Source organism: Pseudomonas sp. SC11 (genome assembly GCF_047039205.1).
GTDB lineage: Bacteria > Pseudomonadota > Gammaproteobacteria > Pseudomonadales > Pseudomonadaceae > Aquipseudomonas > Aquipseudomonas boreofloridensis.
In genome coordinates this window covers 1,371,375-1,384,228 of the sequence record NZ_CP178183.1, presented here as the reverse complement: position 1 = coordinate 1,384,228, position 12,854 = coordinate 1,371,375, and the positions used below count along the sequence as shown (strand labels likewise).

9 protein-coding genes are annotated in these 12,854 nt (G+C 65.7%); 7 read left to right on the top strand and 2 right to left on the bottom strand.

The window, feature by feature from the left end; translation table 11 throughout:
* The first annotated feature begins 25 nt into the window (after positions 1–25).
* The 4 genes from ACK2SD_RS06335 (at position 26) to ACK2SD_RS06320 (ending at position 5,289) form a co-directional block, all read left to right on the top strand.
* The gene (locus ACK2SD_RS06335) at positions 26–1,045 is read left to right on the top strand and encodes a DUF4917 family protein (protein WP_412461648.1); all 1,020 of its coding nucleotides are present in this window, start codon (positions 26–28) and stop codon (positions 1,043–1,045) included.
* A gap of 84 nt (positions 1,046–1,129) precedes the next feature.
* Positions 1,130–1,654, top strand: coding sequence for an RNA polymerase sigma factor (locus tag ACK2SD_RS06330; RefSeq protein WP_412461647.1), 525 nt, complete (start codon positions 1,130–1,132; stop codon positions 1,652–1,654).
* Positions 1,654–2,607 (top strand): FecR family protein, encoded by a 954-nt coding sequence (locus ACK2SD_RS06325; RefSeq protein WP_295485686.1) that lies wholly within the window; start codon positions 1,654–1,656, stop codon positions 2,605–2,607. The genes ACK2SD_RS06330 and ACK2SD_RS06325 overlap by 1 nt, the downstream gene beginning before the upstream one ends.
* Positions 2,608–2,721: 114 nt before the next feature.
* Positions 2,722–5,289, top strand: coding sequence for a TonB-dependent hemoglobin/transferrin/lactoferrin family receptor (locus ACK2SD_RS06320; protein ID WP_412461646.1), 2,568 nt, complete (start codon positions 2,722–2,724; stop codon positions 5,287–5,289).
* A 12-nt stretch (positions 5,290–5,301) separates the two neighbouring features.
* On the opposite strand, the gene ACK2SD_RS06315 is transcribed toward ACK2SD_RS06320, so the two are convergent.
* On the bottom strand, positions 5,302–6,510 hold the full coding sequence (locus tag ACK2SD_RS06315; RefSeq protein ID WP_412461645.1) for a class I SAM-dependent methyltransferase: 1,209 nt from the start codon (positions 6,508–6,510) through the stop codon (positions 5,302–5,304).
* Positions 6,511–6,578: 68 nt separating this feature from the next.
* Positions 6,579–7,196 carry a hypothetical protein gene (locus ACK2SD_RS06310; protein ID WP_342650725.1) on the bottom strand — a complete coding sequence of 206 codons (618 nt, stop codon included), beginning with the start codon at positions 7,194–7,196 and terminating at the stop codon, positions 6,579–6,581.
* A 185-nt stretch (positions 7,197–7,381) separates the two neighbouring features.
* Between ACK2SD_RS06310 and bglX the strand changes: the two genes are divergently transcribed.
* The 3 genes from bglX to ACK2SD_RS06295 all read left to right on the top strand — a co-directional run bounded on the left by bglX (position 7,382) and on the right by ACK2SD_RS06295 (position 12,842).
* Positions 7,382–9,673, top strand: coding sequence for a beta-glucosidase BglX (gene bglX / locus ACK2SD_RS06305; RefSeq protein WP_412461644.1), 2,292 nt, complete (start codon positions 7,382–7,384; stop codon positions 9,671–9,673).
* Positions 9,674–9,753: 80 nt separating this feature from the next.
* The gene (locus ACK2SD_RS06300; RefSeq protein ID WP_412461643.1) at positions 9,754–11,514 is read left to right on the top strand and encodes a sensor histidine kinase; all 1,761 of its coding nucleotides are present in this window, start codon (positions 9,754–9,756) and stop codon (positions 11,512–11,514) included.
* Entirely contained in the window at positions 11,508–12,842 is a 1,335-nt protein-coding gene (locus ACK2SD_RS06295; RefSeq protein ID WP_412461642.1) for a sigma-54-dependent transcriptional regulator, read from the top strand. Before ACK2SD_RS06300 ends, ACK2SD_RS06295 begins: the two co-directional genes overlap by 7 nt.
* Positions 12,843–12,854 lie beyond the last annotated feature (12 nt).

The following is a 12,854-nucleotide window of genomic DNA, read 5'->3' as shown; positions in this document are numbered from 1 at the left end:
CTCACCGCTGCCCCACGGATGCTCGATGCCCTCTCTCGATTCTCAGCTCGCCCAATGGTCCGATCTCGATGCCCGCCACCCCTGCACCGCCCTGCTGCTGGGCAACGGCGCCAGCCGCGTGTTGTGGAAGCCGTTCGGCTATTTCTCGCTGTACGAGCAAGCGCAGAAGGCCGGGCGCAAGAGCGGCCTGGCGATCAGCGACCAGGCTCTGTTCAAGTCGCTGGGCACCGAGCTGTTCGAGCCGGTGCTGAGCATGCTCAATACCACGGTGCGCACCAATGCCGCCCTGGCGATCAACTCCACCGCGCCGCTGAACCGCTACTACTCGATCAAGGAAGCGCTGATCCACGCCCTGCGCGCCGTGCACCCGCCGCATGCGTTGTTGTCCAGCGCCACAATGGCCACGATCAACGCGGCCCTGCGTCAGTACCGCAGCGTCTACACCAGCAACTACGACCTGATTCTGCCGTGGGCGATGGAACAGGCACCGCAGGGTTTTGCCCGGCTGTTCGATGACGAAGGCTTCTTCGATGTGCGCCGCACCGCCAGCCCCGGCACCCGTGTCCTGCACCTGCATGGCGGCCTGCACCTGCTCAAGCTGCCCGACGGCAGCACGCGCCAGCGCAGCGCTATCGGCGCCGAACTGCTCGAAGGCGTTGCCGTGAACATTCCCGGCGAGGTGCCGCTGTTCGTCAATGAAGACCGCAGCGAGCACAAGCTGCGGGCCATCCGCCAGTCGGACTACCTGTCCTGGAGCCTGGCCCAGCTTGCGGGCGAACAGGGTGGCCTGTGCCTGTTCGGCCAGCACTTGGACAGCAGCGACGAGCACCTGCTGCTGGCCATTCGCCAGGCCAGGCCGAAACACCTGTGCATCGCCATCCGCCCTTTGAACGACGCCTCGATCCTCAACCAGAAGCAGCATTTCACCGAGCGCCTGGCCGGTGCGGTCGATGGCGCCCTGCACTTCTTCGACGCCAGCAGCCATCCGCTCGGCGCCGCCGAACTGGCCCTGCCCGTGCCCCTGACCCACGCCCGGCGCCTCTGAGCGAGGCGTCACGCCTGGCTAGCAAATGTAAATAATTCTCGATAAGATCCGCACCCTTTCTCCAGGCCAGCCCGGAAAGCGTGCATGCAGCGCCTCAAGCCCGATCCCGCCACCGCCGACACCTGCCGCGGTTTCTACGCCGAAATCCTGCATTTCCTGCGCAAGCGCATGGACAACGCCAGCGATGCCGCAGACATGACCCAGGACGTGTTCGCCCAATGGCTCGGCTACCGTGACCGGACCAAGGTCGAGCAACCGCGTGCCTTCCTGTTTCGCATGGCACGCAACCTGCTGAGCGATCACTGGCGCCGGCAACAGGTGCGTCAGAGCATGCTGGAGGAGACGACCATCGACCCCGCCACCAGCGCCAACGACCCCTTCGATCACGCCCAGCGCCGTCAGCGCTTGGAACAATTGCGCCAAGTACTCGCCGAGCTCTCGCCGCGGCGACGAGAAGCCCTTATGCTGCACCGCTTTGAAGGCCTGACCCAGGCGCAGATCGCCGAACGCATGAATATTTCCGTAAGCATGGTCGAAAAGCACATCGCTGCGGCCCTGCTGCACTGCAAGCAACGGCTGGACAGTGAAGATGGCAGGGAGCAGCCGTAATGAGCCTCACCGACGAGACCGATCCACGCCCGCTCGACGCCCAAGCCGCCAGTTGGTTCACGCGTAACCGCAACGCGACAACGCGCGAGCAACGCAAGGCCTTCGCCCAGTGGATTCGCCATCCCGAGCACGCCCGCGCCTACCGTCAGTTCGAGCAACTGTGGGCAGACATGGCCGCGCTCAAGCAGGTCAACCACCCCGTCGCGCGGGTGCAGTGCCGATCGCCGCGTTGGCGTCCACTGATCGCCACGGCGGCGGCGCTGCTGTGCGCGCTGCTGGCGGGTAACCTGGGCAGCGGCAGCACGCCGATACGCGAAACCCTGGTCGCCAGCACCACGATGCGCAGCCTGCACTTGCCCGACGGCAGCCAGCTGTACGTCAATGCCCGCACCCGTGTGCAACTGGACTTCACCGCGCAGCGACGGCTGATCACGCTGGAACAGGGCCAGTTGTACATCGACGTGGCGCCAGACAAGGAGCGGCCGCTGTTCGTCGATGCCGGCAGCGCGCTGGTGCGCGTGGTCGGCACCGGCTTCGACCTGCGCCGTGGCGCACGCGAGTTGACCCTGAGTGTCGCCCATGGCCAAGTCGCCTTCGAAACCTCCGGCGAGAACCAGGCGCCCATGCTGGTCGAGGCCGGCCAGCGCGTCACCTACGAGCCGTCTCGTGGCAGCCTGCTGCGCCAGAACCTGGGCGAGCAGCGCGTGGCCGACTGGCGCGACGGTCATGTCAGCTTCAGGAACCGCGAACTGGCCAGCCTGATCGATGAACTGAGCCTGTACCGCCAGCAGCCGGTGCTGCTGGCCGATCCGAACCTGGCTCGCTACAAGGTTTCGGGCAATCTCGACGTACACGACCCCGACGCGCTGCTCAACGCGCTGCCTGCCTTGCTACCGGTGAAAACCGTGCGCCTGGGCGATGGCCGTTTGCGCATCGAGCACCGCGCGCATTAATTTGAGAATTTTTATCATTCGCAGGTGAGGACTTTTCCCAACGCCGCGTCTCCTTCCCCGCCTGCCGGATGAACGGTGGGCTTTTTTCCGGCCATTTGCCGTTTGGGGGAATCCATGTCGTCTGCGTTGCGTCCGCTGCAAGCCTTGCCCGTCCGTCCTACCCTGCTGGCCTTGTGCCTGAGCCTGAGCCTGGCCGCCCAGGCCGCGCCCGTGCAATTGGACCTGCCAGCGCAACCGCTGGCCCAGTCGCTGAGCCAACTGGCGCAGCAGGCGCAGGTTCAGTTGCTGTTCGATGAAGCGCTGCTCAACGGAGCGCGTGCCCCGGCCCTGCGCGGCGCCTTCGAGCCACAGGACGCCATCGCCCGCTTGCTGGCCGGCAGCCGCTTCGCCCTGGTGCGCGTGGGCGAGACCTTCGTGGTGCGTCAGCACGAGCCTGTCGCACCTGGCGAAGCCGCACAGGCGGATAACAGCATTCAGCTCGGCGCCCTGAGCATCGTCGGCGACGGACAGCAGATCGGGCCGCAGAACGTCGGGCGTTCGACCCTGGACCAGGAGCAGATCGACCGCTACCAGCCCAGCAACATCCCCAGCGTGATCGCCACCCTGCCCGGCGTGAACATGGGCGGCTCGGCCAAGCCGGGCGGTCAGACCATCAATATCTGGGGCCTGGGCGATGCCGAAGACGTGCCGATGACCGTCGATGGCGCGACCAAGAGCGGCTTCGAGCGCTACCAGCAAGGCACCGTATTCATCGAACCCGAGCTGATCAAGCACATCGAGGTGGAGAAAGGTCCGCACTCGGTCAAGACCGGCAACGGCGGCTTCGGCGGCAGCGTCAACATGACCACCAAGGATGCCGGCGATCTGCTTCAGGACGGCCGCAACAGCGGTGCCATGCTCAAGTACGGCTATGCCAGCAACGATCACCAGCAGGTGTACAGCTCCGCGCTGTTCGGGCGCAGCGACGACGGCCGTATCGACGGCCTGGCCTACCTCACCAAGCGTGACGGCGGCGACATGAAGCTGGCCAGCAACCTGCCCGATCCCGACGGCGCTTACCCGATCAATCCTACCCGCCTGCCCAACAGCGCGCTGGACCTGGAAGGCGCACTGTTCAAGGGCAACCTGCACTTGAGCGACGAACACAGCCTGGGCTTTTCCTGGTCGCGTTCGCAGAGCGAACGCTGGGCGCCGTTCTCCTCCACGGCCTATCCGACACCGCCGAGCGCCGCCAATATCAGCCGCTACGGCTACGCCGCCGCACTGACCCGCTTCCTGGCCAACCGCACCACCACCGACACCACATGGTCGAGCACCTACACTTATCAGCCGTTGGATAACCGTTGGGTCGATCTGGAGGTCAAATACTCCGACTCCGACACTCAGCAGACCGACGAGCGACCTGCGACCGCGTTCTTCCAGCCGGCCACCGGCGGGCGCAAGATGGATACCGAGTACCGCGACCGCATGCTTGCGGTCACCAACACCAGCCTGTTCGAGACGGCAGCGCTGGAGCACGCGCTGACGGTTGGCGCGCAGATCCGCCGGCACAACCGCGACACGCAGATGTGGATGCCTGGCAGCCTCTACGAAACTGCACGCTACAACTACGGCCACTATCAGCCCTACTTCATGCCCAGCGGCACGGTGCGCAGCCAGGGCTATTACCTGCAAGACGCCATCACCCTGGGCGATGTCACCCTCACCCCATCGCTGCGCTACGACCAGGTGACCAACGACGGCAAGCCCAACGATGCGCCGCTGTACGACAACCCCGCCGCCGGCCACGACTACAGCGCCAAGACCTACCGCGGCTGGTCGCCGCGCCTGGCACTGTTCTGGAAGGTGACGCCCAATGCCGCACTGTTCGCCGACTACAGCAAGACCTGGCGCGCGCCGGTGCTCGACGAGCAGTACGAAGTGCAGGGCAGCGGCAGCCGGACCGCCACCAGCCGCAACCTGGATCCTGAACGCATCACCGCATTGCGCGTGGGCAGCGTGTTCGACTTCGACAACCTGCTGTCGGCCAACGACAGCGCCCAGGTGCGCACCACCCTGTTTCGCAACCATATCGAGGACGAAATCTTCAAAGCCACCGGCATCGGCTGCCCGCAGCAGTTGCTCACGGGCGGCTCCATCGCCAACACCTGCGGCGGCGGCCTGATGTCCAACTACCGCAACATCGGCGATGTGGTAATCAAGGGCTTCGAGATCGAGAGTTTCTACGACGCCACCTACCTGTTCGGCTCGGCGTCGTTTTCCTGGATCACGGGTCGGCACCAGGGCGCCTACACCAACCCCTGGGGACCGGACGTGTGGGCCAAGGACATCCCTGCGCCCAAGTGGATCACCACCCTGGGCGTGAAAATTCCGGCCTGGGACGCGCGGGTCGGCTGGACCGCGCAGTTCGTGCGCAAGACCGACCGCCTGCCCAGCGACCGCTACTACAGCGGACCCGGCAGTGTGCTGGGCGACCGCTACTACGACCAGTACGCCAATGACCGCTATCAGATCCACGGTCTGTTCGCCAACTGGAAACCGCAGCAGGCCTACCTCAAGGGCACCGAGGTGAACCTCACGGTGGACAACCTGTTCAACGAGTCGGCCCGGCCTGAGCTGTCAGGGGAGAATGCGCTGATGCAGGGGCGCAATGCCAAGGTCAGCGTGACGCGGTTCTTCTGAGTGACGATACGCTCAGCCGGGGATCAGGCCGTCGGCTCGCAGCAGGGTTTCCAGGCAGTGCTCCTGCACGCCGTAGAACGCCTTGAGCTGGGCGATCTTCTCCAGCAGCGTTGCGTTATCGCCGGCCTGGCGGCGCTTGACCGCCAAGATCATCTTGTTCTTGTTGGTGTGCTCCAGGGAGATGAACTCGAACACCTTGGTCTCGTAGCCGCAGGCCTCCAGGTACAGCGCACGCAGGCTATCGGTGAGCATTTCGGCTTGCTGGCCCAGGTGCAGGCCGTACTGCAGCATCGGTTGCAGCAAACCCGGGCTGTGCAACTGCGGGCGGATCTGCTTGTGGCAGCACGGTGAGCACATGATGATCGACGCGCCGCAGCGGATGCCGGTGTGGATGGCGTAGTCAGTGGCGATGTCGCAGGCATGCAGGGCGATCATCACCTCGATGGCCTCGGGCACCACGCTGCGCACGTCGCCGCACTCGAATACCAGGCCCGGATGCTGCAGACGCGCCGCGGCGGCGTTGCACAGTTCGACCATGTCCGCACGCAGCTCCACGCCGGTCACCTGCGCTTCGCGGCCCAGGGTGTGGCACAGGTAGTCGTGCATGGCGAAGGTCAGGTAGCCCTTGCCCGACCCGAAGTCGGCCACCCGCAGCGGTTGCGTCTGGGTCAGCGGCGCACTGGTCAGGGCATGGTCGAAGACTTCGATGAACTTGTTGATCTGCTTCCACTTGCGCGACATCGACGGAATCAGGGCGCCTTGCCCGTCGGTCACGCCCAGGTCGCGCAGGAACGGCCGCGACAGCTCCAGGTAACGTTTCTTCTCCCGGTCGTGGCCGCTGCTGGCCTGCTGGCTCGGCGCCTGGGCAGCGTGGCGCTGCAGCAGCGCCTTGCCTTTCTTGCTGAAGCCCAGTTGCACTTCGCCCTCAGCGGTGAACAGGTGAGCATTGCGAAACTGCTCGGGCAGCAGCTCGGCCACCAGCGTCAGCGCCGCGTCCACGGGCAGGTTGCGGGTGATGTCGCGGGTCTGGTGGCGATACACCAGCGACAGGCAGGCCTGGCCCTTGAGCTGCACCGGTTTGGCAATGATGCGCTGCAGGCTGCCGTCGGCCCCGACAGGGCGCGCCAGCACCAGTTTGAGCAGGTGCTGGCGGTGCAGGGCGTCGCTCAGCAGGCTGAGAAATTGGTCGCGGGCGTCCGGCGCAGGTGTGGCGGAAGACATGAAAGGAGCAGCCTCGAAAATGCGTGATGGCCGGCATTCTACAGGGTTTACCGGCCGGCGCCCGAGGCTCAGTCCAGGACCACCAGTTGATTAGTCAGTTGATTGCGCCGCCCAATCGAAGGCAGCGTGCGCCCCAGCAGTTCGCCACAGGCATCGATGCACTCGACGAAACCTTGCAGGGTGCTGCCTTGGTTCACCCGCTCGCTCAAACGCGCCACCAGTGCCGCACGGACGGCATCGTCGAGGTGTCGGGCGGTGCCTTGATCGGTAAGGATGGTGACGAAGCGCTCGGCCTCGCAGACGAAGATCAGCACGCCACTGGTGCCGGCGGTGCGCTGCAGGTGCTGCTCGTGAAACTGCTGCTGGGCGAAAGCGGCGGCGCGGCGGCGGCGCAGCAAGCGCGGTGCCAGGCGGGCGGCCAGCCAGGGCGTGCGCAGCAACAGGCAGAAGGCGACGAACAGCAGCACTTGGGTCACCAGCAAGCCGCGCAGGCCCGGCCAGCCAAGCAGCCACTGCAGCAGCGCCGGTAGCAGTACGGCCAACAGCGCGGCCCACAGCAGGGGCAGGTAAGGATAGTCGTCGGCGCGGCGGGCCAGCACGGCCACCAGTTCGGCATCGGTGCGCTGTTCGGCGCGGGCGATGGCTTCGGCCACCTGGCGGCGTTGATATTCGTCGATGGGAATCATGCCCGGAAGTACTCGCTCGTTCTTATTGTCGTGGTCCCGGCGACGGGACGCCGGCAGTGTATCTCATCGGCACGCGCTTATAGGGCATAATCCGCCGCAGCCGCAGGGCGCAGTACGGCCAGCGCACCACAACAACAGTCGCCGCGAAGCCACAGCGGCGAGCGAATCGATGGATGATGGAATTGATGATCAAATTGCCGTTGCTGGGCCTGGCCATGGGCCTGGTCAGTTACGTGGCCCTGGCCGCCCCCTCCGCCCCGCCCCTGGAAGACAAGGCGGCCTTCATCGACCACCTGATCGGCCAGATGAGCGTCGAAGAAAAAATCGGCCAGTTGCGCCTGATCAGCATCAGTCCGGAAATGCCGCGCGAGAAAATCCGCGAGGAAATCGCCGCCGGGCGCATCGGCGGCACCTTCAATTCGCGCACCGCCCCGGAAAACCGCCCGATGCAGGACGCGGCGCTGCGCAGCCGGCTGAAGATCCCGATGTTCTTCGCCTACGACACCATTCACGGCGAACGCACGATCTTCCCGATCAGCCTGGGCCTGGCCGCGACCTGGGACATGGACGCCATCGCCAAGGTCGGCCGCACCTCGGCCATCGAAGCGTCGGCCGACGCCTTGGACATGACCTTCGCGCCGATGGTCGACATTGCCCGCGATCCGCGCTGGGGCCGCACCAGCGAAGGCTTCGGTGAAGACACCTACCTGACCTCGAAGATCGGTCAGACCCTGGTCCGCGCCCTGCAGGGCAAGAGCCCGGCCGAGCCGGACAGCATCATGGCCATCGTCAAGCACTTCGCCCTGTATGGCGCCGTGGAAGGCGGGCGCGACTACAACACGGTCGATATGAGCCTGCCGAAAATGTACAACGACTACCTGCCGCCGTACCGCGCCAGCCTCGACGCCGGTGCAGGCGGGGTGATGGTGGCGCTGAACTCGATCAACGGCGTGCCGGCCACTGCCGACACTTGGCTGATGAACGACCTGCTGCGCAAGCAGTGGGGCTTCAAGGGCGTGACCATCAGCGACCATGGCGCGATCCAGGAATTGATCCGCCACGGCGTGGCCCGTGACGGCCGAGAGGCCGCCAAGCTGGCGATCAAGGCCGGCATCGACATGAGCATGAACGACACGCTCTACGGCCAGGAATTGCCGGGTCTGTTGAAGTCCGGCGAAGTCACCCAGGCCGAGCTCGACCAGGCCGTGCGCGAGGTGCTCGGCGCCAAGTACGACATGGGTCTGTTCAAGGATCCCTACGTGCGTATCGGCAAACCCGACACCGACCTCAAGGACTACTACGGCGAAGACCGTCTGCACCGCGAGGCCGCCCGCGACGTGGCTCGACGCAGCCTGGTGCTGCTGGAGAACCGCGATCAGACCCTGCCGCTGAAGAAGGCGGGCACCATCGCCCTGGTCGGCCCGCTGGCCGACGCCCCCATCGACATGATGGGCAGTTGGGCCGCCGACGGCCGGCCCGAACACTCGGTGACCGTGCGCGAAGGCCTGCGCCGTGCCACCGAGGGCAAGGCCAAGCTGGTGTATACCCGCGGTTCGAACATCAGCGGCGACAAGGCCATCGTCGACTACCTGAACTTCCTCAACTTCGCCGCCCCGGAAATCGTCGACGATCCGCGTCCGGCCGCCGTGCTGATCGACGAAGCGGTCAAGGCCGCGCGTCAGTCCGATGTGGTGGTGGCCGTGGTCGGCGAGTCGCGTGGCATGTCCCACGAGTCCTCCAGCCGCACCACCCTGGAAATCCCAGCCGTGCAGCGCGAGCTGATCAAGGCCCTGAAAGCCACCGGCAAGCCGCTGGTGCTGGTGCTGATGAACGGCCGTCCGCTGTCCATCGCCTGGGAGCGCGAGCAGGCCGACGCCATCCTGGAGACCTGGTTCAGCGGCACCGAGGGCGGCAATGCCATCGCCGATGTGCTGTTCGGCGACTACAACCCGTCGGGCAAGCTGGCGATCACCTTCCCGCGCTCGGTCGGGCAGATCCCGATGTACTACAACCACCTGAGCATCGGTCGCCCCTACACCCCAGGCAAACCCGGCAACTACACCTCGCAGTATTTCGAGGAGCCCAACGGGCCGCTGTATCCGTTCGGCTACGGCTTGAGCTACAGCCAGTTCGAACTGTCGGACCTGGCCCTGTCCAAGACGGCCCTCAAGCGCGGCGACACCCTGCAGGCGGAGGTGACGGTGAAGAACACCGGCAAGTTCGACGGCGAGACCGTGGTGCAGCTCTATGTCCAGGACGTCAGCGCGTCCATGAGCCGCCCAGTCAAGGAGTTGAAGCACTTCCAGAAGGTGCTGCTCAAGGCCGGCGAAGCGCGCACCCTGACCTTCGCCATCAGCGAGGACGACCTGAAGTTCTACAACGGCCAGTTGCAGCATGTCGCCGAGCCGGGACAGTTCAACGTCCAGGTCGGACTGGACTCGCAAGCGGTGCAGCAGCAGAGCTTCGAGCTGCTGTAGCGCGCAGGTACCGCTCCTGCAAGGGATCTGCAGGAGCGGCCTAGGTTCGACACGGCCAACAGCCCCCCCAGGATCCACCCATGCCCTCACCCCTGCGCGCCCTACGTCTGGGCCTGATCATCCTGCTGATCCTGATCGGCACCGCCCTGAGCGCCAGTTGGGCCATGCAGCACGCCAAGCGCCAGGCGATGCAGGCCGATGCACGTCGGGCCAGCGAACAATTGACGCTCTACGCCAATGGCCTGCACACGCTGATCGAACGCTACCGCGCCCTGCCCGCGGTACTGGCGCTCGACCCGCAGTTGATCGACGCGCTGCGCGGCCCGGTCGGCGAACCCCTGCAGCGCGTGCTCAACCACAAGCTCGAACGCATCAACGGCGCGGCCAATTCCTCCACCCTGGAGCTGCTGGACCATACCGGACTGGCGGTGGCCGCCAGCAACTGGCGCCTGCCGACCACCTACGTCGGCTCCAACTACGGCTTTCGCCCTTACTTCAAGCAGACCCGCGTGCAGGGGCGCGGCAGCTTCTATGCCGTCGGCGTGACCAGTGGCGTGCCCGGCTACTTCCTCTCCAGCGCCGTGACCGACGAACAGGGACGCTTCCTCGGTGCGATGGTGGTCAAGCTCGAATTTCCCGAGCTCGAACGGGAATGGCGGCAAGGCAACGACGACGTGTTGCTGGTCAGCGACGCGCGCGGGATCACTTTCATCGCCAACCAGAATGGCTGGCGCTACCGTGAGCTGCTGCCGTTGAGCGACGACGACCGCGCCGAACTGGCCCAGACCCGCCAGTACGACAAGCAACCGCTGATACCGCTGCAGCATCAGTTGCTCAGCCGCTTCGACGAGCGCAGCACGCTGCGCCGGGTGAAGGGGCCGGAGGGCAGCGCCGACTACCTCTGGGAAAGCCTGCCGCTGACCACCGAGGGCTGGACCCTGCACCTGCTGCGCAAACCCCAGGTGAGCGAGGACGCCCGCAACGCCGCCTTGCTCGGCGCGGCGGTGTGGTTGAGCCTGGCCTTTGCCGTGCTGTTCGTCAGCCAGCGCCTGCGCATCGCCCGCCTGCGCCAACGCAGTCGCGAGGAGCTGACGCGTCTGGTGGAAGCCCGCACCCGCGAGCTGCGCACCGCCCAGGAAGGTCTGGTGCAGTCGGCCAAACTGGCCGCGCTGGGGCAGATGTCGGCGGCCCTGGCCCATGAAATCAACCAGCCACTGACCACCCAGCGCATGCAACTGGAGACCCTGCGCCTGCTGCTCGACCACGGTCGTATCGAACAGGCGCGCGAGGCACTGGAGCCGCTGGAACACATGCTCACGCGCATGGCCGCGCTCACCGGCCACTTGAAGACCTTCGCCCGCAACAGCCCCGGCGGGCTGCGCGAACGGCTGGACCTGGCCGGTGTGGTCGACCAGGCGCTGGAACTCATGGACACACGTCTACGCAGTGAGCAGGTCGAGGTGGCGCTGTATCTGGCGCGCCCGGCCTGGGTGCGCGGCGATGCGATCCGTCTGGAGCAGGTGCTGATCAACCTGCTGCGCAACGCCCTCGACGCCATGCTCGACAAGCCTTACAAGCGTCTGGAAATCCGCATCGAAGCCGGCGACGGGCAGTGGCATCTGAGCGTACTCGACTCCGGCGGCGGCATCGCCCAGGCCGATCTGGCCAAGGTTTTCGACCCGTTCTTCACCACCAAGCCCGTGGGCGAAGGCCTGGGCTTGGGCCTGGCGATTTCCTATGGCATCGTCCATGAGGCGGGCGGTCAGTTGCAGGTCGACAATCTGCCTGGCGGCGCCCGCTTCACCCTGACCCTGCCCCGCGACCTGGAGCCTGCATGTTGAATTCAGTGATCGTCGTCGACGACGAAGCGAGCATCCGCACGGCGGTCGAGCAGTGGCTGAGCTTGTCCGGCTTCAGCGTGCAACTGTTCGCCCGAGCCGAAGAGTGCCTGGCGCAACTGCCCCCTCACTTTCCCGGGGTGGTCATCAGCGATGTGCGCATGCCGGGCATGGATGGCCTGCAGTTGCTCGAACGCTTGCACACACTGGACGCCGAACTGCCGGTGATCCTGCTCACCGGCCACGGCGACGTGCCCATGGCGGTGGACGCCATGCGCAACGGCGCCTACGACTTCCTGGAAAAGCCCTTCACACCGCAGCACCTGCTGGGCAGCTTGCGCCGGGCGCTGGAGAAACGCCAATTGGTGCTGGCCAACCGCGCATTGCACCAACAGGCCGATTTGAAGGAACGCCTGCAAGGCACCTTGCTCGGCATGTCGCAAGGCTTGCAGCAGTTGCGCCGCCAGGTGCTGGAGTTGGCCGCACTGCCGGTCAACGTGCTGATTCGCGGCGACACCGGCAGCGGCAAGGAACGCGTGGCGCGCTGCCTGCATGACTTCGGTCCACGGTCAGAAAAACCCTTCGTGGCACTGAACTGCGCCGCCATCCCCGAAGCGCTGTTCGAAGCCGAACTGTTCGGCCACGAGAGCGGTGCGTTCACCGGCGCCCAGGGCAAGCGCATCGGCAAGCTGGAATATGCCAATGGCGGCACGCTGTTTCTCGATGAAATCGAAAGCATGCCGCTGGCCCAGCAGGCCAAGCTGCTGCGAGTGATTCAGGAGCACACACTGGAACGCCTGGGTGGCAATCAGAGCATCCGCGTCGACCTGCGGATCATTGCCGCGACCAAACCCGATCTGCTCGAAGAGGCCCGCGCCGGGCGCTTTCGCGAAGACCTGGCCTATCGTCTGAACGTCGCCGAGCTGCGGCTGGCGCCCCTGCGCGAACGGCGCGAGGACATCCCCCTGCTGTTCGAGCACTTCGTGCGCACCGCCGCCGAGCGTCTGGGCCGCAGTGCCCCGCCGCTGTCTGGCGCGATGCTGGCGCAGTTGCTGGCGCGCGAATGGCCGGGCAACGTGCGGGAACTGGCCAATGCCGCCGAACGCCATGCCCTGGGTCTGGACTCGACACCGGTCGAACCTGCGCCGGGCGCGCACTCGCTCAGCGAGCAAATGGAGGCCTTCGAGGCACAGTGCCTGCGCGCGGCGCTGCGTCAGCATGGGGGGGAAATCAAGGCGGTGATGGAGGCATTGCAGCTACCGCGACGCACGCTCAACGAGAAAATGCAGCGTCATGGCCTGACCCGTGAGGATTTTCTCGATCCTCAATGAGCGGATTATTGC

Coding starts and splice junctions, on each gene's coding strand:
- ACK2SD_RS06335 (WP_412461648.1), top strand. CDS start 26: ATGCCCTCTCTCGATTCTCAGCTCGCCCAATGGTCCGATCTCGATGCC.
- ACK2SD_RS06330 (WP_412461647.1), top strand. CDS start 1,130: ATGCAGCGCCTCAAGCCCGATCCCGCCACCGCCGACACCTGCCGCGGT.
- ACK2SD_RS06325 (WP_295485686.1), top strand. CDS start 1,654: ATGAGCCTCACCGACGAGACCGATCCACGCCCGCTCGACGCCCAAGCC.
- ACK2SD_RS06320 (WP_412461646.1), top strand. CDS start 2,722: ATGTCGTCTGCGTTGCGTCCGCTGCAAGCCTTGCCCGTCCGTCCTACC.
- ACK2SD_RS06315 (WP_412461645.1), bottom strand. CDS start 6,510: ATGTCTTCCGCCACACCTGCGCCGGACGCCCGCGACCAATTTCTCAGC.
- ACK2SD_RS06310 (WP_342650725.1), bottom strand. CDS start 7,196: ATGATTCCCATCGACGAATATCAACGCCGCCAGGTGGCCGAAGCCATC.
- bglX (WP_412461644.1), top strand. CDS start 7,382: ATGATCAAATTGCCGTTGCTGGGCCTGGCCATGGGCCTGGTCAGTTAC.
- ACK2SD_RS06300 (WP_412461643.1), top strand. CDS start 9,754: ATGCCCTCACCCCTGCGCGCCCTACGTCTGGGCCTGATCATCCTGCTG.
- ACK2SD_RS06295 (WP_412461642.1), top strand. CDS start 11,508: ATGTTGAATTCAGTGATCGTCGTCGACGACGAAGCGAGCATCCGCACG.